A 19,496-nucleotide genomic window follows, 5' to 3' on the forward strand; every position below is an offset into this window, starting at 1 on the left:
TTATTCAGAAACGGGTCGAGAAACGATAACCCGTACCGCGGACCGTCTGTACCATGCGATCGTGGCCGCTCAGTTCCAGCGCTTTTCGCAGGCGGCGGATATGTACGTCAACCGTCCGGTCTTCGACATACACGTTAGTTCCCCAGACGTTATTCAGCAACTGCTCGCGGCTGTAAACGCGTTCCGGATGGGTCATAAAGAAGTGCAGGAGTTTAAATTCGGTAGGCCCCATGTCGAGGGGATTTTCGCCGGTCATCACGCGGTGTGACGTTGGGTCAAGGCTGAGGCCCTGCATCTCGATCACCTCTTCGACCGCCATCGGGGAAATACGGCGCATGACGGCTTTAATGCGGGCAACCAGCTCTTTCGGGGAGAAAGGCTTGGTAATGTAATCGTCCGCGCCGGTCTCCAGACCGCGCACGCGATCCTCTTCCTCTCCGCGCGCCGTGAGCATCACCACCGGGATGTCGCGGGTCAGCGCTTCACGCTTCAGATGTTTGATAAACTGCAGTCCGGAGCCGCCGGGCAACATCCAGTCAAGCAGAATCAGATCGGGCCAGGGTTCATTCAGCTGGTTCACCGCGCTGTCATAATCTTCCGCTTCAACCGGCTGGAAGCCATTTTGTTCGAGCACGAAGCACACCATTTCACGAATTGGAGCTTCATCTTCTACGACCAGAATACGTCTCGCCATACTTTGCCCTGTCTTATCTTATTTAAGTTACAAGTTTGTAATGCGGCGCCATTATGCGTCAGATTTATGACAGATTTATGAAAAACAGTACCACTATAAATGGCAAACTGTTGTTTTATTACAGCGGTTATTTTCCTCTCCCTGACAGTTTATAATCGCCCGCATCGTTTTTCGCCACGGATCTCCTATGCGCATACTTCACACCTCGGACTGGCATCTGGGTCAAAATTTTTACAGCAAAAGCCGTGCGGCTGAACATGAAGCGTTCCTGAACTGGCTTCTGGAAACGGCCCAGGCGCACGAGGTGGATGCCATTATTGTGGCGGGTGACATCTTTGATACCGGTTCGCCGCCGAGCTATGCGCGTGAACTGTATAACCGCTTCGTGGTGAACCTGCAGCAGACCGGCTGTCATCTGGTGATTGTCGCCGGTAACCATGACTCCGTCGCCACGCTCAATGAATCCCGCGACATCCTGGCGTTTCTCAATACCACCGTGGTCGCCAGCGCCGGGCACGCGCCGCAGATCCTGAAAAAACGCGACGGGTCGCCGGGCGCGGTACTGTGTCCGATTCCCTTTTTACGTCCGCGCGACATCGTGCAAAGCCAGGCGGGACTGTCGGGCGCGGAAAAGCAGCAGCATTTATTGCAGGCCATCACCGACTACTATCACCAGCAGCACGCGGAAGCCTGTGCCCTGCGCGGTGAACAGGCCATTCCGGTCATTGCCACCGGGCACCTCACTACCGTCGGGGCCAGCAAAAGTGACGCGGTCCGCGAGATCTATATCGGTACGCTGGACGCCTTTCCGGCGCAAAACTTCCCGCCCGCGGACTACATCGCGCTCGGGCACATTCACCGCGCCCAGGTCATCGGCGGCTGCGAGCATATCCGCTACTGTGGCTCCCCTATTTCGCTCAGCTTCGATGAAACCGGAAAAGCCAAATCCGTGCATCTGGTGAGCTTTGATGAGGGCAAACTCAGCGCCGTCGAGACGCTGGAAGTGCCGGTCACCCAGCCGCTGGCGGTGCTGAAGGGCGATCTGGCTGCCATCACCGCCCAGCTTGAGCAGTGGCGCGGCACTGAGCTTAACCCGCCCGTCTGGCTGGATATTGAAATCACCACCGATGACTACCTGCACGATATGCAGCGGAAAATTCAGGCGCTGACCGAAGAGTTGCCGGTTGAGGTGCTGCTGGTGCGCCGCAGCCGCGAGCAGCGCGAGAAAATTCTGCTCGGCGCCCAGCGCGAAACGCTTAGCGAACTGCGCGTAGAAGAGGTGTTCGAGCGCCGACTGTCGCAGGAAGAGATCGATGATGCGAAGCGCGTCAGGCTCAACGAGCTGTTCAGCCATACTCTGCACGCCCTCAATGACGAGGAAGAAAACGCATGAAAATTCTGAGCCTGCGCCTGAAAAATCTCAACTCCCTCAAGGGCGAGTGGAAAATTGACTTCACTGCGGAGCCTTTTGCCAGCAACGGCCTGTTTGCCATCACTGGCGCAACCGGCGCGGGTAAAACCACCCTGCTCGATGCCATCTGCCTGGCGCTCTACCACGAAACCCCGCGCCTGAATAAGGTCTCTCAGGCGCAAAACGATCTGATGACGCGCGATACCGCCGAGTGCCTGGCGGAAGTGGAATTTGAGGTGAAAGGCGTTGCCTATCGCGCATTCTGGAGCCAGAACCGGGCGCGCAACCAGCCGGACGGGAACTTGCAGGCACCGCGCGTGGAGCTGGCCCGCTGCGAGGATGGCAAGATTCTGGCCGATAAGGTGTCGGATAAACTGGAGCAAACCGCGGCGCTCACCGGGCTGGACTACGGCCGTTTTACCCGTTCAATGCTGCTCTCGCAGGGGCAATTTGCCGCCTTCCTGAATGCCAAACCGGCCGACCGCGCAGAACTGCTGGAAGAACTCACCGGCACCGAAATCTACGGCCAGATTTCCGCGATGGTGTTTGAGAAACACAAAGCCGCCCGCAGCGCGCTGGAAAAATGCGAGGCGCAGGCGGCGGGTGTCGTGCTGCTCAACGAAGAACAACAGCAGCAGTTGCAGCAAAGTTTGCAGGCACTTACTGACGAAGAGAAAACCCTGCTGGCCCAGCAGCAAAGCCAACAGAAAGATTTTCAGTGGCTTACGCGTCATGACGAGCTCGTGCGGGAGCAGCAGCGCGTTACCGCCCTGCAGCAGCAGGCGCAACAGGCGCAGGCGAACGCGGCGCCGGAACTGGCAAAACTCCAGCTTGCCCAGCCCGCCGCCCAGCTTCGTCCGCTCTGGGAGCATCAGCAGGAGCAAACCGCACGTCTGACGCAAACCCAGCAGCGAATTAACGAAGTAAATACTCGCTTACAGACCAAAACCGCACTGCGCGCGCGGATCCGCAATACCGCCCTGCGTACCCATGAGCGGCTACAGGCCGAACTGACGGCGCTGGGACAGTGGCTGGCGGAGAATGAGCGTTATCGCCTGCTGGGCCAGGAAATTGCCGGCTGGCGCGCCCAGTTCTCACAGCTAAACCGTGACAAAAGTCAGCTCGTCGCGCTTGCTGCGCGGATAACTGAGCTACGTAAAAAGCTGGCTGAGATGCCGGAAAATACGCTGACGCTGACGGCGGATGAAGTCAGCGCGGCCATGGAGCAGCAGTCCCGGTCCCGTACGCTGCGCCAGCAGCTGACGTCGCTGCATGCCCGCTATCAGCCGCTGCAAAAGCGCCTGAGCCAGAACGGTGAAAGCGTGCAGAAAGCCCAGGCGGAGCAGAGCAAGCTCAATGAAACCCTGGCGCTGCGCCGCCAGCAGTACAAAGAGAAACACCAGCACTATCTGGACCTGAAAGCCCTGTGCGAACGCGAAGCGACGATTAAAAATCTGGAAAGCTATCGCTCACAGCTTGAGGCAGGCAAACCCTGCCCGCTGTGCGGCTCCCACGAGCATCCTGCCGTGGAGACCTACCGGTCGCTTGAGCTGACGGATAACCAGCGTCGCCGTGATGCGCTCGAAAAAGAGGTCGCCGCGCTTAAAGAGGAAGGCCTGCTGGTACTGGGACAGGTTAATGCCCTGGCTCAACAGATCCAGCGTGAGACAGACGAAGCGCAGACGCTTTCTCAGGAAGAGCAAGCGCTCACCAAAGCGTGGCTGGAGGCGTGCGCGTCTTTGAATATCGCTTTGAATATTCAGGAGGATATCGCGCCATGGATGAACGAGCAGGAACACTACGAGCGCCAGCTTTATCAGCTCAGCCAGCGTCTGACCCTGCAAAACCAGCTGAACGAGCAGGAAGCGCAGGAACGCCAGTATCAGCAGCAGCGCACCGCAACCCGCCAGGCGCTGGAACATACTCTGCTCGCGCTCTCGCTTAGCGTTCCCGAAGAGGGCAATGAAGCCGACTGGCTGCACGCCCGCGAAGCGGAATTTGCCCACTGGCAGGAGAAGCAAACGCAGCACGGCGTGCTTCAGGAACGCGTGAGCGCGCTGAAGCCGCTGCTCGACACGCTTCCGGCAACACACGGTGAAGAGGCTGAACCGGCCATTCCTGATGACTGGCGCGACATCCACAATGAATGCGTGTCGCTGCAAAGCCAGCTCGCCGCCCTGCAGCAGCAGGAGGCGCTGGAGCGCGAGCGCCTGCAGCAATCGCAGACGCAGTTCACCGCGGCGCTCTCCGCAAGCTGTTTTGCCGATCGGGATGCATTCCTTGCCGCGCTGCTGGATGACGATGCTATTCGCCGCCTCGAACAGCTGAAACAGTCGCTGGAAAACCAGATACAGCAGGCCGCGGCCCTTTCCGGCCAGGCTAATCAGCAGCTGCAGGCGCACCTTGCGCTGCGCCCGGAAGAACTTGACGCGGATGTGTCTACCCTGCAAAGCCAGCTGCAGCAGCTGGCGCAACGGCTTCGTGAGAACACCACGCATCAGGGCGAGATCCGCCAGCAGCTTAAGCAGGACAGCGATAACCGCCAGCATCAGCAGGCGTTAATGCTGCAAATTGAAGAGGCCGCGCGCCAGGCCGACGACTGGGGCTATCTCAACGCGCTGATCGGCTCCAGCACCGGCGACAAGTTCCGCAAGTTCGCTCAGGGGCTGACGCTGGATAACCTGGTCTGGCTCGCAAACCAGCAGCTTAACCGCCTGCACGGCCGTTATCTCCTACAGCGTAAGGCCAGCGAGGCGCTGGAGCTGGAAGTGGTCGACACCTGGCAGGCCGATGCGGTGCGCGATACGCGCACGCTCTCCGGCGGCGAGAGCTTCCTGGTCAGCCTTGCGCTGGCGTTAGCGCTTTCTGACCTGGTCAGTCACAAAACGCGGATTGATTCCCTGTTCCTGGATGAGGGATTCGGCACGCTCGACAGTGAAACGCTGGATACCGCGCTGGATGCGCTCGACGCGCTGAACGCCACCGGGAAAACCATCGGGGTGATTAGCCACGTCGAGGCGATGAAAGAGCGCATTCCGGTGCAGATCAAGGTGAAGAAGATCAACGGACTGGGGTATAGCAGGCTGGACAGGGAGTTTGCGGTGGGGTGAGTGTTGGGTCGATTCGGTCTGGTGCCCTCTCCCTGGCCCTCTAAACATCAAAAACGGCAACGCAAGTTGCCGTTTTGCGTTTACTCCGGCCATAACCACGCCGCGCCGCGCACGCCACTGGAATCGCCGTGGACGGCTTTGCGGATCGGGGTTTCGCACTCGCCGCCGAAGACCCACTGTTTCACCAGATTTGGTACCGTGGCGTACAGCCGGTCAACGTTGCTCATGCCACCGCCGAGCACAATCACGTCCGGATCGAGAATGTTCACTACGTGCGCCAGCGATTTCGCCAGACGCATTTCGTAGCGGCTAAGCGCCAGTTCGGCCACCGGATCCTGTTCTTCCACCAAACGCATAATCTCGTTCCCCTTGAGCGGCTGGCCGCTCAGGCGGTGGTAGTCGGTTGCAAAACCGGTGCCGGAAATAAACGTCTCGATACAGCCCTGCTTGCCGCAGTAGCACGGCACCTCGGCGCGGTATTTAAGCTCGTCTTCATCCATCCACGGCAGCGGGTTGTGCCCCCACTCACCCGCCGTGCCGTTGCCGCCGATATGTGAACGTCCGCCAAAGGCCACGCCCGCGCCGCAGCCGGTACCGATAATCACCGCAAACACGGTCTGCGCTCCTGCGGCTGCACCATCAACGGCCTCAGAGACCGCCAGGCAGTTAGCGTCATTCGCCAGACGCACTTCCCGGTTCAGACGCTGGCTCAAATCCTTATCAAACGGCTGACCGTTGAGCCAGGTGGAGTTGGCATTTTTCACCACACCCGTATAAGGCGAAATGGAGCCGGGGATCCCCATCCCGACCGTGCCCCTCTCGCCCGTCGCCTGCTCGGCCATATCAACCAGCCGGGCAATCGTCTCGATCGTCTGGTGATAATCATCGCGCGGCGTCGGCAGACGGTGGCGGAACAGCTGTTCCCCCTGCTCGCTTAATGCGATGACTTCTGTTTTGGTGCCGCCCAAATCAATCCCAATACGCACAAGACTCTCCTCATTATTTTGATTATCAACAGAGTAGAAGGACGCTTCCCGATTAGCAATGCAAGCGATGCGACAATTCGTTATCATGCCCGCTGATTTAACGACAAGGCCGTGGAAATTATCATGCTGTGGTTCAAAAATTTGATGGTTTACCGTCTCAGCCGCGACGTTTCGCTGCGCGCAGAAGAGATGGAAAAACAGTTAGCCGCTTATAGCTTTTCCCCTTGCGGTAGCCAGGATATGGCGAAAACCGGTTGGGTTCCGCCAATGGGTTCACAAAGCGATGCACTGACCCACGCCAGCAGCACGGGTCAAATCATCGTCTGCGCCCGCAAAGAAGAGAAAATTCTGCCCACGCCGGTAGTTAAGCAGGCGCTTGAAGCAAAAATTTTCAAGCTGGAAGCCGAGCAGGGCCGCAAGCTGAAAAAAACCGAAAAAGATTCGCTGAAAGATGAAGTACTGCACTCTCTGCTGCCGCGCGCCTTCAGCCGCTTCAGCCAGACGATGATGTGGATCGATACCGTTAACGGGCTGATCATGGTGGACTGCGCCAGCGCCAAAAAAGCGGAAGATACGCTGGCCCTGCTGCGTAAAAGCATCGGCTCTTTACCGGTCGTACCGCTGGCGCTGGAAACGCCGATTGAGCTGACCCTGACCGAGTGGGTTCGCAGCGGTACCGCGGCGCAAGGTTTCCAGATTCTGGACGAAGCCGAGCTGAAAGCCCTGCTGGAAGATGGCGGCGTGATCCGCGCGAAAAAGCAGGATCTGGTGAGCGACGAGATCGCCGTACACATTGAAGCGGGCAAAGTGGTCACCAAACTGGCGCTCGACTGGCAGCAGCGCATTCAGTTCGTGATGTGCGACGACGGTTCCGTGAAGCGTCTGAAGTTCTGCGACGAGTTGCGCGATCAAAACGAAGATATCGACCGGGAAGATTACGCCCAGCGCTTTGACGCGGACTTTATCCTGATGACCGGCGAACTGGCCGCGTTAATTCAGAATCTGGTGGAAGGTCTCGGCGGCGAAGCGCAGAGATAATTTCCCCTCACCCTGATCCTCTCCCCAAAGGGGAGAGGAAAGAAGATTATTTCAGGTAGCGGCACAGATAAGAGGTCGGTTCAGCGACCTGCAAATGAAATTCGCTGTGGCCAGGGACGTTGAAAACTTGCCCGGCAGCGTAAACTTTCCATTCCGTTTCACCCGGCAGTAAGACGTTCAGCGCGCCGCTGACCACCGTCATCTCTTCCGCTTCCGCCGTGCCAAAGGTGTATTCCCCTTCAGCCATAACGCCCACACTGGCGCGGCCAGTGCTGCTGCTGGTAAAACCGATGGATTTCACTTTACCGGAAAAGTATTCGTTACTTTGAAGCATGGACTGGCCCTTATATTCAGAGATAAAAATTCACTATAGGGGCCATGCTCATCACCTGTCACGCAAAATCATTACGTCAGAAGTTCTGAGGCCAGGCGAGCCATCAGAACGTTGGATAACAGCACCGGCACGTCCAGCGCCTTTTGCAGTAAATCCCGGTGATGCTGGTGAAAACCAAGACAGTCCAGAATCAATACATCCGCCCCTCTCTCCAGCAGCTCCTTCCCGGCAGCAATGAGTTTAGCCTCGCTGTCCCAGAAGGGGTTTGCCAGCGCATACAGGGGCGTTTTTTCGAGCACGTGCCACTTTGCTTCCTGGTTGTCCATAAGCTCCTCGATGGGCACAATGACCCCCACCTGATGCCCGTCAACAATGGAGGCTACCAGCGGAGGAATAATGCGCATCGGCTCAAGCAAAATCGCATTGCGCGCGATGAGCCCCTTAATGGGGGCGGTGCTCATCAGCAAAATAACGTCATATTGCTGATTATCGAGTACTTCTATTACTGCCTGCAGCGAACGCTCAATTTTCTGCCGAGAAACATGCGCCAGTTTACCGTCGCTTAATAACGTCGCCAGGGGATCCTCCCCCGCCTCTACAGCGTAGTCTTCCATGACCTCTTCCCGGCTCATCTTACCCAGCAGGCTGAGATGCGTGATCTGTTGTTCAGATACATGCTCGGTTAAGAGCGGTAACACTTCGCTTACAGGGACCACACCAATGGTGAGGATCGCCAACGTTGCCTTCATCTTCTTCGCCTTCCATCACTACAAAAACGTAAACACAGGTACAGGCTCTCTACGCTGTACAGTTCGTTTTTTCAACAAAACAGCACCAAGCGTAGCAGGCGATCTCTGCCCCGAAATGTAAAGATCGCCTGCCGGTAACGGAGCTACCTGTAATAACTAAATATTAACTCCTGCTTAACATTTGCGATGAGTAAAAAGTGTGATTCAGGCACGGTATTGGAGCGTTTAGGAAAACATTCACGACTTTTCGGGATCTTCGTAGCGCCGCTTGGCATCCAGCGCTTCCTGTTCAGTCTCATGTTCACTGATCAGCGAGTCCGGTTTGGGGTGATCGGCACGCAGCTGGTACCAGGTGACGGTCTGGTCGCCATTGCCTTTTTCAACGGTAACAATACGTGCTTCGCGCGGATAGGGAGGTCTGGTTGGCATAGCTCATCCTTTTTTTATGTCTGAGCTATCAGTATAGACGGCGGTTAGCTGGCACACGCCAGACGCAGGGCGGTAATAATCTGAATTACCACATCTTCCGGGGCCGCAGAGGCATCCACGACATGGTGTGCCGCTTCACGGTAGAGGGCATCACGCTCGGCCAGCACTTCGCTCACCTCTTCGCTGAGCGGTCGTGACGTCAGCGCCGGGCGTTGTCCCTCTTCAGGAAATGCTTCAAGTCGCCCTACCAGAGCCGCCACCGGCGCGCAGAGATAGATCACAATGCCTTTTTCGCGCATAAAGTGACGATTACATTCGGCCAGAACAATACCGCCTCCCGTCGCAATGACGGCTGACGGCGTGGTGACCGCTTTCAGCGCGGCCGTTTCGCGGGCGCGAAAGCTTTCCCATCCCTCTTGCTCCACGATGTCTGCGATGGTTTTGCCGGCCTCGGTCTGCAGCCAGTGGTCGGTATCAACAAACTGACGATGACATGCGCGTGCCAGTTCCACGCCAACGGTGGTTTTCCCACAGCCGCGGGGGCCAACTAAAAAGATGGGTTGGGTCATAGCCAGGTGTTCCCCTTGATGCCGAATGGCTAAAGAGTGTAAAGAAATAATTGCAGAAGATGTGTCGAATACTTTACTGCAAAGCGGTACGGGATGACAACCCTGTGGAGGCCACACTGTACCACATATTGACAATAATTATCATTACGCCGTACGGCGCTTCACTTCCAGCAGCCATTTATCCAGTTCGGCAGCAAACTGCTGGCGATCGCGCTGGGACAGGCTGTCCGGTCCACCGGTCTGCACGCCGCTGGCCCGCATCGTATCCATAAAATCGCGCATAGTGAGTTTTTCCCGGATGGTTGAAGGCGAATAACGCTCGCCGCGCGGATTGAGCGCCGCCGCCCCTTTCTCCAGCACTTCCGCCGCCAGCGGAATATCGGCGGTGATGACCAGATCTTCCGCGCTGCACAGACGAACAATTTCATTATCCGCCACGTCGAACCCGGCCGGCACGCGGAGGGAGCGGATGAACCGCGAAGGCGGGACGCGAATATTCTGGTTCGCCACCAGCGTCAGCGGCATCTGAACGCGCTCGGCGGCGCGGAATAAAATCTCTTTAATCACATTTGGACACGCGTCCGCATCAACCCAAATCGCCATGTTGTCTCCCCATAATGACTCTGCCGACTATTGTCGCCTGCATTTCGTTGTTAAGCTATCAATCAGAGAAAACAACGCATAATGACGGAGAATCATGATGGACAAGAAAATCGGGTTTATCGGCTGCGGTAACATGGGCAAAGCCATCCTGGGCGGCCTGATCGCCAGCGGGCAGGTTCTGCCGGGTCAGATTTGGGTTTATACCCCGTCACCGGATAACGTCGCCGCGTTGCGCGATCAATACGGGATCAACGCCGCCGAAAGCGCGCAGGAGGTTGCCCAGGTTGCCGATATCGTCTTTGGTGCCGTTAAGCCGAACATCATGATCAAAGTGTTAAGCGACATCACCTCCAGCCTGAATAAAGAGACGCTGGTCGTGTCGATTGCCGCAGGCGTGACGCTCGATCAGCTGGCGCGCGCGCTGGGCCACGATCGTAAAATCGTCCGCGCGATGCCGAATACCCCCTCACTGGTCAACGCCGGTATGACCTCCGTCACCCCTAACGCGCTGGTGACTTCAGAAGAGGTGGCGGACGTGCTAAACATTTTCCGCTGCTTCGGCGAGGCGGAAGTGATTGCAGAATCCATGATCCATCCGGTGGTCGGCGTGAGCGGTTCAGCCCCCGCGTACGTTTTCATGTTTTTAGAAGCGATGGCGGACGCCGCGGTGCTTGGCGGTATGCCGCGCGCGCAGGCGTATAAATTCGCCGCGCAGGCAGTGATGGGCTCCGCCAAAATGGTGCTGGAGACCGGTAAACACCCGGGTGAACTGAAGGATATGGTCTGCTCCCCGGCCGGTACCACCATCGAAGCGGTGCGTGTGCTGGAAGAACGCGGGTTCCGTTCTGCGGTTATCGAAGCGATGGCAAAATGCATGGAAAAGTCAGAGAAGCTGAGTAAATCCTGATGTCTGGCCGGGCGTCAGGCGGCCACTTCGGTGCGGCCGCGCCCGGCATTTTTCGCCTTATACAGCGCCACATCTGCCGCCTTCAGCCATTCCCGATAGTGTACAAACTGCGGCCCCCAGGGGGCCACGCCCACGCTGATGCGCAGAGGCTCCTTCGGCGCGCACGGTAACGACAGCGTTTCCAGCCGCGCGTGAACCCGCGACATGACGGCGATGGCGCTTTCAGCGGCCGTCTGGGACATAATCACCGCGAACTCATCCCCGCCAAACCGGCCTATCGCATCGCCTGACCGTACCGACATCTGAAGCTGGCGGGTAATGGCCACGATGGCCTTGTCGCCTGCGTCGTGCCCCCAGGTATCGTTGATGTTTTTAAAGTGGTCGATATCAATCAGCAATATCGTGGCGGTGCAGTGGCTCCGGCGACAGTGCTCAAATTCATTGCGCAGCAGCATTTCCCAATGTCGGCGGTTAAAGACCCCGGTCATCCCGTCACGGGTGCTCATCATTTCCAGCCGCCGCTTATGTTCCGCCAGCCTGACGGCCGTTCGATGGCTAAGCCAGGCAAACAGCATGGGATAAAGCATAAGGACAGGAAGCGTTAAGCCCCACTCCAGCGCCCCCGGATTAAAGGGCTGCGCTCTGCCAGCAAGCGGTAACGTAAGCAGCGCAGTAAGCAGGGTGAGCACGATCCCCGCGATAAAAAGGCGGCAGCCGCCAGAGCCCATCATATTCATCCCCACCATCATCACCAGCGCCGCAGTGGGTAATACATACATCCCCATCACGCCGATCCAGACCCCGGCTATAACGGCATCCATCTTGAGGTTAAAAATTTCCTGCTGATGAGGTGAAGCGGCGCGGCAGGATAACTGCCAGGCAAAGTGCGGCCAGATGAATGCCCACCCCACCAGCAACAACCACCAGCCGCCGGGTAAAAAATGGCTGACCAGAATTTCCGCCACCGGGACAAACATCGCCGCCAGCCCGACAACGCGCGCCAGCCGGGCTCGCCTGGCAAACTGGATGCCGGTACGGTGAGGGTCATCCTGAGAAAGGGTTAAACTCCACTCTTCCCGAATGCGCTTTTTGTAGTAATAAATGTCATCATTCATCATTTTTGGGAATATTCTGAAACATTTTCCCAAATTATAGAGAGGGGGTCTGCGGGGAAAGTATGAAATTTCGGGTGAGCCGCCGGAGCCGCTCACCCGTTAGAACTACACTTTTTTCTTCAGGCAGGCACTCATGAACTTGCTGCGATCGTCGCCCTTGAGGGACTGTTCGGTTGCTTTCGCATTACACTCGCGCATTTTTTGCTGCTGCGGCGTCAGGCTTTTTTCGCCGGGTTTCGCGGCGCCGTTTTTCAGGCAGTCGCTCATGTAGGTTTTACGTGCATCCCCCTTAAGACTCTGGGACGTCGCCTGTTGATTACAGGTGGTCATGCGTTGCTGTTGCGGCGTTAATGTTTTTTCTTCCGCGTTCGCCGAGGAGATAAGGAACAGGCCGGAGAGCAGAGTAACCAGTAATGTTGTTTTCATTGCACCATCCTTTTGTGAACATTCCCTGTAAGTCTGGTTCGTGACAGGAAAAAAACCACCCGGCAGATGTGATTTCGGCCGGGAATTTATCATTTCAGTTCCAGCACGCAGGAATTGACGGTATCAGCATAAATGGCAGGGGTAATTAACAGGGAATGTAACGCGCTAAAAAGCGCGCTCTGTTTCAATTTATTTTCTTCATGTACAAATACAAAAATAAAACAGAGCGACTCCAGGCATCCTGCATGACAATCCTATGACATGTCAGTAACGGCTTAACTGCGCGGATGCCTCAACAGCTTCTTTACGTATTGCTGCAGCAACTCGGCATCCTCTGGCGGAACCTGCGTATCGGGCCGCGCCTTATCCAGCGCTCCTTCAATACTTTCAATTAACGCCTGCTGATCCGATGTTGCCATCTGCCGCAGCAGCGCGGTGACAACTATTTCCAGCGCTTCGACCTGGGCGACCAGCTCTTTCGACTCCTCTTCCTTTTGTGCAAGCTTAACCAGCAACTCAGCAATGAGATTTTTCATCGTGCTATTTCCTTATGGGATTTCCTCTGAAATTAACACCAGGAATGAAATATGCAAAGCGGAGAAAAGTATTATCTTATGCAAAAGTGACATTGCCGCCAAATTAGCGCAGCGATCTTTTCAGCGAAACGTTTTTCTATAAAAAAACGCCGCATTTTGTTATATAAAAATGCGGCTACCATAAGAATATATAATACATCTGCGAAAAGGTTATTTCGCAGATTTCGCCTCCGCTAATTGCCTGCGGCGACGCAGGGCAATAGCCAGCTGGATAATATTGATTAAAACGACAATCGCCGTCGCGGCAAATACCCAGCGAAAACCCGCCATTGCAGAAACGGACGCACCAATAAGCGGACCGGCGACGTTGCCTAAATACATAAACGACTGGTTATAGCCAAAAATACGCCCCGTGACCTGGTCGCTGGAATATTTGACCAGCAATGTCTGTACGGCGGGCAACATAGCGCCATCCGCAAAGCCGAGTAAAAACCGCAGCACGCCCAGCTGAAGCGGAGAGGTAACAAACGACATGGCGAAAAAGAGCACCACCGCAAAAATCAGCGTCGCCATCAGGATGCGCGCCGTGCCGATCCTGTCGCCCAGTTTTCCCAGACGCGGGGCAGAGATCAGCGCGGAGACGCCCGGCACGGCGGCAATCATGCCGCTGAGAAAGGCGATATTGTTGCTGTCCGGCTCCATCGACTTAATAAACAGCGCCAGAATCGGGCCGACCGAACCGTTGCAGAGCTGGATCACCATGGTGGTGACAAACAGGCTAATTACGAGTCCCGGGTATGGCAGTGAGGCGAAGACGGCCTTGCCGCTCAGGCGCTCAGATTTACTGATAACGGGGCGGCCCCCCTCTTTGATAAGAAAGAGCGTAACCAGAAAGCTGATCACCAGCAGGATTGCGGTGATGATGAATACCGCGCGCAGACCGACATGGTCAGCCAGAAAGCCTCCCAGCAGCGGGCCGCCGATAACGCCGCTGATCTGGGCGGTGGAGAGCGTACTCAGCGCCCAGCCGCTGCGCTCGCGCGGCACTTGAGAGGCAACCAGCGCCATGGCGTTGGGAATATACCCGGACGTCAGCCCCATCACCGCCCGCAGGAAAAACAGCTGCCAGACGTTGGTGGCGAAGGCCTGGAGCAGAATAGCAATCGCCATCCCGAGGGAGGCGCGCAGCAGCATCAGCTTGCGCCCTTTCCGATCCGCCAGGCTGCCCCACATCGGTGACACAATGGCGGAGACCAGAAACGTGACGCTGAACGTCAGCCCGGACCACATGGACAGCGCTTCGTGGGAGCTGACCCCCAGCTGTGACACGTACAGCGGCAGGAACGGCAGGATCTGGCTGATGGCAAGCCCGGTGAAGAAGCAGCCGAACCAGACCGAGATGAGATTAACTTTCCAGGATTCCATACAGAAATAGTCTTCATTTTTAGGCGAATTCGCCGTCAGATTAGCAAGTTACGCGTCTTAACGTCGCACCAGAGATGCGGCCTCGCTGACTTTGGTGTTTTATCTTCCCAGTCATCATATTTGTGAAATAAGTCACAATTCATCCATTTTCTGGCGGAAGATTATGCTTCAGCGGCAGAGACCAAAGCCGCGCATTCCCAGATGAAAATGGCTGGCGTGCGCCGCGTTATATTCCGGCCCAAGACCGTTTCCGTAGTAACCGCAGCTTGCCGCCAGCAGAGCCTTCAGCCAGGGCTGCGTTTTTGCCGATTTCCAGCCGTTAAGTACCGTAACGCGCTCTCCGTTCGCCAGCCGAAAAGCGGCGATATCCAGCGCCTCTGCCGTGGCATGCTCGCTGCGCCGCGCATCGGGCCGGTGGTAGATATTGCGGCAGGCAAAGCTGCCGAGGTGCTCAATGCGCGTCAGTTCACTGCCGGTAAAGCGTTTAGTCAGGGGCCGGGCCTGCTGGCTGACAAACAGGGCTGAGCTGAGCGCCAGCGGACAGCTGGCAAGAAAACTGCCGTTCAGGCTCACCGGGCCAAAGTCACGCACGCGCACGACGTTGTTCAGCGGGCATTCCCCGCCGCTGTCAGCGACCGCCTGCGTGCGGATCAGTTTTTTTTGATTAGCCTGCGCTAACAGGCTCGCGCAGGCTTCGCGCGTTAAGTGCCGCAGTTTATACTGGGTAATGCGGCCAGGCGGGTCGTCCAGGTTCAGCGGCGTGAAAGGGTTGTAGTAAGACGGCAGCCAGCGATAGCCCGCCGTTGCGATTGCCCCAAGGATGAAAATGGTCAGCAGCGTTTTTCCTTTCACTCTCCCCCCTCACTGTTCCCCAAAACATTATGGCAGAAGGCCGCGAAACCCGCAGGGCATCGTGGTATGTTATTGGCTTTTCGTCAGACTGGAAGAGAGTGAGATGGCAAAGCAGCGCGTAGGTATTGTCTTTGGGGGAAAATCAGCGGAGCACGAGGTGTCATTGCAATCGGCTAAAAATATCGTTGATGCGATCGATAAAAGCCGTTTCGACGTGGTGCTGCTGGGCATTGATAAACAGGGCCAGTGGCATGTTAACGATGCCAGCCAGTATCTGCTGAATGCCCACGATCCGGCACACATCGCCCTTAATCCTTCGGAAATTAGCGTCGCCACCGTACCCGGCGTCGTGAAGGGTCAGCTCATCGACGCAGGCAACGCGCAGGCTCTCGCCCAGATCGACGTAGTCTTCCCCATCGTGCACGGCACCCTCGGCGAAGACGGTTCCCTGCAGGGAATGTTACGCATGGCCAACCTGCCGTTCGTGGGCTCGGACGTGCTGGGCTCCGCCGCCTGCATGGACAAAGACGTCACCAAACGCCTGCTGCGCGATGCCGGGCTGAATATCGCGCCGTTCGTGACGCTCACCCGCGCCAACCGCGACAAACACAGCTTCGCGCAAATTAGCACTGAACTGGGTCTGCCGCTGTTTGTGAAGCCAGCCAACCAGGGCTCCTCCGTGGGCGTCAGCAAAGTCACCACCGAAGCAGAGTTCACGCAAGCCGTCCGTCTGGCATTCGAGTTCGACCATAAAGTGGTGGTTGAGCAGGGGATCAAAGGCCGCGAAATTGAGTGCGCGGTGCTGGGCAACGATTTCCCACAGGCCAGCACCTGCGGTGAAGTGGTCTTAAACAGCGACTTCTACTCGTACGACACCAAGTACATTGATGATAAAGGCGCCCAGGTTGTTGTTCCTGCGGATATCGATCCGGCCATTAACGATAAGATCCGGGCGATCGCCATTCAGGCCTATCAGACGCTCGGCTGCAGCGGCATGGCGCGCGTGGACGTGTTCCTGACGCCGGAGAACGAGGTGGTGATCAATGAAATCAACACGCTGCCGGGTTTCACCAATATCAGCATGTATCCTAAACTGTGGCAGGCCAGCGGGCTTGGCTACTCTGAGCTGATCACCCGCCTGATCGAGCTGGCGCTGGAGCGTCATGCCGCCGACAGCGCCCTGAAAAGTTCCGTTAACGGCTAATCGGCACCCTTAGCGGTCTCCTCCGCTGTCGTCTCTTCCGGACGGCGGCGGATTATCAGCCCTGCCAGCCAGAAACTGATTACCCAGGTCACCAAGCCCACGGCATAGGTTTGCCAGCCTTTTGCTTCAAATCCCAACAGCCCCACGACGCCGTTAAGAATAAAGATCAGCCCGATAGCAAAGGCGTAGTAGTGCCAGTCACGGCGAAGTTTGGACGTGAGCTTCATAACAACTCCGGCAGGAAAAAAAGACATCCTCTCACAGTTTCACCGCCAGGTCTGTGGCAGATGCGGAAATTCTGAAATGCGGTGCAGTTTCATTTAAGTTAACAAATTGTGACATGCTGCAGAAATCAACAATCCAGGAGAAATCCTGAGCGAAAATTACCACGATTCTGATATTGACAAATGCGATGACCTGTCAAACTCACCCCGTAAGACGCGTATTAAAACAGAGTGATATTTCGGGAGGTCAACATGGCTGACTTTACATTGTCGAAACCGATTTTTGGCGGCAAACCAAAAACCTCCACGGCGGGTAATATCGCGTATGCCCTGTTTGTCCTGTTCTGCTTCTGGGCTGGCTCCCAGCTGCTTAATATGCTGGTGCACGCGCCGGGCGTTTATGAACACCTGATGCAGGTGCAGGATAACGGACGCCCGCGGGTTGAAATCGGGTTTGGCGTGAGCACGCTGTTTGGCCTCGTTCCCTTCCTCGCGGGGTGTATGATTTTAGGCGTTGTCGCGCTCGTCCTGCGCTTTCGTCGTCGCCATTAAAGCCCCATACAGCGAGCCCGGCGATCGTCCACGCGTTTTGCGAACCAGGCGGTGGTCAGGTTACGCGTGATCTTCGGGCTTTCCAGCTGAATCCCCGGCAGAATTGCCCTCGGCAACGTTTTCCCACTCTTCTTATCGGCAAGCGCAAACATTTTCTTGTAGAGATCCGTTTTCTCAAATGCCAGGCTGTCGCCTTTCTCAAGCTGACGGCGAATGTCGCTGTTGCTCATATCAAGCGTTGTCGATAATTTCCGGATCGCCCGCTCGGTGCTTCCCGCCTCGCTGCTGCCGTAGGCGATAAGATCGCCGTCCAGCGCCAGCTTGACGCCGCTTGCGCGGCTAACCGCGCTCTGAAACGCCGCGTTACGGCTGGCATACCAGCCCGCGTTAAAGTCTGCGAAGCGGTACAAGGGCTCGCTGTAGTTCGCCGGATAGTTCAGCAGATGATACGTGCCGAACCATAGCCCGCCGCGCAGGGAGAAGACCTCCTGACGCACCGTACCGTCAATTTCCCACGGGTAGCCGTCGGTATGCTTCTCGGCAAACGCAATGCTCACCTGCATCGGGCCGCCGGTGTGAACCGGATTCAGTGAGCCAAACAGTTTCTGCCCCATCGGCACCATGTTAATGAAATCATCAAAGATGGCGCTGAGCTGTTTTTCGGTTTTCACCGTGTCCAGCCGCTCGCTGTAGCTTTTGCCGTTTGGCGAGGTGATTTTCAGCGCGGTATGCACGAGGAATACCGGGATATGCATCGATTCCGCGCGGCGGTCGATCTCTTTCCAGGCAATTTTGTTGAGACCCGGCACCACCGGGTCTGACTGGTACATCGACTCCTGCTGCGCCACCGCCAGCACCGAGCAGATATTCTCCTCGGTTGGGGCAATCTTCTGGCTTTCAAAGGTTTTTGCCAGCGCATCCGCCCACGCATTTCGATCCTTCACGCTGGCGGGCATTTTTTGCCGCACAACGCTTGCGACATCCACGGGCTTCTCGCCCTTTTTAAGCGGAGCAGCCCCTTTTTCGGCACAGCCCGCCAGAACGAGGGCAGCCAGCAAGGACAGCGGTAACGCACGCGGTACGGCAAAAGACATAGCAACTCCCTGTATTAGCTAAATGTGTTGGTGACTTCCTGCAGGTCCCGATCGTCCAGCTCATGTTCAAAGCTGCGCAGACGTTTGTAGATGGACATCAGCTCCACCAGCGTGGTCCAGGAGTTGATCAGATACTGGAACGAGTTTCTGACCTGATCGAACACGTTGGTAATCTGGGTCAGTAAGCCCAGCGTGATTGTTCCCGCAACAATAGACGGGAACAACAGGAATAGTCCAAAAACAGTATCGACCTGCAGATAGAAAATACGGGCAATATTGAAATACATGTAGTGGAAATAGAGCCGGAAATAGTTGAAACGGACGTTGCGGAACAGCTCTTTTATCGTCGGGGGCGCAGCGCGCGTTGGGTCGTCCTCTCCGTAGACCAGCTCCTTACGATAGGCCGCTTCCACACGCTGATTCTTAAACTCTAAGCCCGGCAGCTTAATCCCGACGACGGCAAGCAGGCCTGTGCCCATAAGCGACCAAATCAGCGCCGGGATGAGCAGGCCGTACGGTAAATGTCCGACAATCGGCAATGCTGAAATATGTGGAGAAAGCGCGACCAGAATCGGTAAGAACGCAAACAGTTTCAGGATGGCATTAAGCAGGCTGACGCCCATATCCTCAAGCGTTGACGCAAAACGCATGGTGTCTTCCTGAACACGCTGAGCAGCACCTTCAATATGGCGCAGACGCTCCCAGTGGGTCATGTAGAATTCGTTCATCGCCGTACGCCAGCGGAAGACGTAATGGCTGACGAAGAAATTATTCAGCACCGCCACGGTGACAGCAATCATCGCAATGCCCATAAAAATTTTTAACTGATTATAAAGCTCGCCAATTGGCACCCTGTTAGGGGCGCTAAGTGCTTTCTGGATGAGATCGTAGAACGGGGCATACCACGCGTTAATGGCTACGCTCACTTCGACCAGAAACCAGGTGACAAAAATAATCAGCGACGTTCCGAGAATGGACCACGTCTGCCAGCGATGAGGGGAATAATTAAACCAGAACAGCGCAAATAGCCCGACGCAAAGCGCGTAATAGGCATAAAACAGCAGATAGCTGAACGACCAGAAGCGCGCCGCGCTAATCGGCACCTCGCCTGTCGCCCCCACGATGCGCGTCAGCCATGCACCGCCGCCCGCCAGCCAGAACACGACTGCGATCAGTGCCCAAATAAATGCCGACAGGAAAAAAGGCCCCGGCTTTGGGAAAAAAGACTTAAACATGAT

General features: G+C 56.4%; 21 protein-coding genes. 6 read left to right on the top strand and 15 right to left on the bottom strand.

The annotated features are described in order from the left end of the window. Window positions 1-4: 4 nt before the first annotated feature. A complete protein-coding gene (gene phoB / locus A6013_RS14210; protein ID WP_008503265.1) occupies window positions 5-694 on the bottom strand; it encodes a phosphate response regulator transcription factor PhoB in 690 nt (229 codons plus the stop codon). 187 nt (window positions 695-881) lie between these two features. On the opposite strand from phoB, the gene sbcD reads away from it, so the two are divergent. Both sbcD and sbcC read left to right on the top strand, forming a co-directional pair. Continuing rightward, entirely contained in the window at window positions 882-2,087 is a 1,206-nt protein-coding gene (gene sbcD / locus A6013_RS14215; RefSeq protein ID WP_069733289.1) for an exonuclease subunit SbcD, read from the top strand. Beyond that, complete coding sequence (sbcC, locus tag A6013_RS14220) at window positions 2,084-5,215, top strand: exonuclease subunit SbcC (protein ID WP_069733290.1); 3,132 nt, start codon at window positions 2,084-2,086, stop codon at window positions 5,213-5,215. The genes sbcD and sbcC overlap by 4 nt, the downstream gene beginning before the upstream one ends. Before the next feature lie 80 nt (window positions 5,216-5,295). On the opposite strand, the gene mak is transcribed toward sbcC, so the two are convergent. After that, window positions 5,296-6,201, bottom strand: coding sequence for a fructokinase (mak, locus tag A6013_RS14225; RefSeq protein ID WP_045259882.1), 906 nt, complete (start codon window positions 6,199-6,201; stop codon window positions 5,296-5,298). A gap of 123 nt (window positions 6,202-6,324) precedes the next feature. Between mak and rdgC the strand changes: the two genes are divergently transcribed. Then, entirely contained in the window at window positions 6,325-7,239 is a 915-nt protein-coding gene (gene rdgC / locus A6013_RS14230) for a recombination-associated protein RdgC (RefSeq protein WP_014882739.1), read from the top strand. Window positions 7,240-7,285: 46 nt separating this feature from the next. On the opposite strand, the gene ppnP is transcribed toward rdgC, so the two are convergent. The 5 genes from ppnP to A6013_RS14255 all read right to left on the bottom strand — a co-directional run bounded on the left by ppnP (window position 7,286) and on the right by A6013_RS14255 (window position 9,923). After that, complete coding sequence (ppnP, locus tag A6013_RS14235; protein ID WP_008503270.1) at window positions 7,286-7,573, bottom strand: pyrimidine/purine nucleoside phosphorylase; 288 nt, start codon at window positions 7,571-7,573, stop codon at window positions 7,286-7,288. A gap of 71 nt (window positions 7,574-7,644) precedes the next feature. Next, a complete protein-coding gene (locus tag A6013_RS14240) occupies window positions 7,645-8,322 on the bottom strand; it encodes an AroM family protein (RefSeq protein WP_028012129.1) in 678 nt (225 codons plus the stop codon). A gap of 237 nt (window positions 8,323-8,559) precedes the next feature. Beyond that, complete coding sequence (gene yaiA / locus A6013_RS14245; RefSeq protein ID WP_003859135.1) at window positions 8,560-8,751, bottom strand: protein YaiA; 192 nt, start codon at window positions 8,749-8,751, stop codon at window positions 8,560-8,562. 44 nt (window positions 8,752-8,795) lie between these two features. Next, window positions 8,796-9,320 (bottom strand): shikimate kinase AroL, encoded by a 525-nt coding sequence (gene aroL / locus A6013_RS14250; RefSeq protein ID WP_028012127.1) that lies wholly within the window; start codon window positions 9,318-9,320, stop codon window positions 8,796-8,798. 144 nt (window positions 9,321-9,464) lie between these two features. Further along, window positions 9,465-9,923, bottom strand: a complete 459-nt coding sequence (locus A6013_RS14255) for a YaiI/YqxD family protein (RefSeq protein WP_010428006.1) — start codon at window positions 9,921-9,923, stop codon at window positions 9,465-9,467. 97 nt (window positions 9,924-10,020) lie between these two features. On the opposite strand from A6013_RS14255, the gene proC reads away from it, so the two are divergent. Further along, complete coding sequence (gene proC, locus A6013_RS14260; RefSeq protein ID WP_041911103.1) at window positions 10,021-10,830, top strand: pyrroline-5-carboxylate reductase; 810 nt, start codon at window positions 10,021-10,023, stop codon at window positions 10,828-10,830. A 14-nt stretch (window positions 10,831-10,844) separates the two neighbouring features. On the opposite strand, the gene adrA is transcribed toward proC, so the two are convergent. From adrA to A6013_RS14285, 5 genes are all read right to left on the bottom strand, one after another. Beyond that, a complete protein-coding gene (gene adrA, locus A6013_RS14265) occupies window positions 10,845-11,948 on the bottom strand; it encodes a diguanylate cyclase AdrA (RefSeq protein WP_047367591.1) in 1,104 nt (367 codons plus the stop codon). Between the two features lie 102 nt (window positions 11,949-12,050). Continuing rightward, on the bottom strand, window positions 12,051-12,371 hold the full coding sequence (gene psiF / locus A6013_RS14270; RefSeq protein ID WP_041911105.1) for a phosphate starvation-inducible protein PsiF: 321 nt from the start codon (window positions 12,369-12,371) through the stop codon (window positions 12,051-12,053). A 275-nt stretch (window positions 12,372-12,646) separates the two neighbouring features. Further along, window positions 12,647-12,907, bottom strand: a complete 261-nt coding sequence (gene iraP / locus A6013_RS14275; RefSeq protein ID WP_028012123.1) for an anti-adapter protein IraP — start codon at window positions 12,905-12,907, stop codon at window positions 12,647-12,649. A 210-nt stretch (window positions 12,908-13,117) separates the two neighbouring features. Further along, a complete protein-coding gene (locus A6013_RS14280; protein WP_028012122.1) occupies window positions 13,118-14,332 on the bottom strand; it encodes a multidrug efflux MFS transporter in 1,215 nt (404 codons plus the stop codon). Between the two features lie 168 nt (window positions 14,333-14,500). Beyond that, window positions 14,501-15,184, bottom strand: a complete 684-nt coding sequence (locus A6013_RS14285; RefSeq protein ID WP_069733291.1) for an extensin family protein — start codon at window positions 15,182-15,184, stop codon at window positions 14,501-14,503. Window positions 15,185-15,287: 103 nt separating this feature from the next. On the opposite strand from A6013_RS14285, the gene ddlA reads away from it, so the two are divergent. Continuing rightward, the gene (ddlA, locus tag A6013_RS14290; protein WP_048959628.1) at window positions 15,288-16,388 is read left to right on the top strand and encodes a D-alanine--D-alanine ligase; all 1,101 of its coding nucleotides are present in this window, start codon (window positions 15,288-15,290) and stop codon (window positions 16,386-16,388) included. Here ddlA and A6013_RS14295 read toward each other — a convergent pair. Further along, window positions 16,385-16,615: a DUF2754 domain-containing protein gene (locus A6013_RS14295; protein ID WP_028012119.1), complete on the bottom strand. Its 231-nt coding sequence runs from the start codon at window positions 16,613-16,615 to the stop codon at window positions 16,385-16,387. The genes ddlA and A6013_RS14295 overlap by 4 nt on opposite strands. Before the next feature lie 249 nt (window positions 16,616-16,864). Between A6013_RS14295 and A6013_RS14300 the strand changes: the two genes are divergently transcribed. After that, the gene (locus tag A6013_RS14300; protein ID WP_014882725.1) at window positions 16,865-17,164 is read left to right on the top strand and encodes a DUF2755 family protein; all 300 of its coding nucleotides are present in this window, start codon (window positions 16,865-16,867) and stop codon (window positions 17,162-17,164) included. Here A6013_RS14300 and A6013_RS14305 read toward each other — a convergent pair. Both A6013_RS14305 and sbmA read right to left on the bottom strand, forming a co-directional pair. Beyond that, entirely contained in the window at window positions 17,161-18,258 is a 1,098-nt protein-coding gene (locus A6013_RS14305) for a DUF1615 domain-containing protein (RefSeq protein WP_069733292.1), read from the bottom strand. The two genes, A6013_RS14300 and A6013_RS14305, sit on opposite strands and share 4 nt — an antisense overlap. Window positions 18,259-18,272: 14 nt before the next feature. Then, window positions 18,273-19,493 carry a peptide antibiotic transporter SbmA gene (gene sbmA / locus A6013_RS14310; RefSeq protein ID WP_028012117.1) on the bottom strand — a complete coding sequence of 407 codons (1,221 nt, stop codon included), beginning with the start codon at window positions 19,491-19,493 and terminating at the stop codon, window positions 18,273-18,275. Window positions 19,494-19,496 lie beyond the last annotated feature (3 nt).

Origin of the sequence: Enterobacter sp. IF2SW-B1 (assembly GCF_001743375.1) — a bacterium.
Classification (GTDB): Bacteria; Pseudomonadota; Gammaproteobacteria; order Enterobacterales; family Enterobacteriaceae; genus Enterobacter; species Enterobacter bugandensis.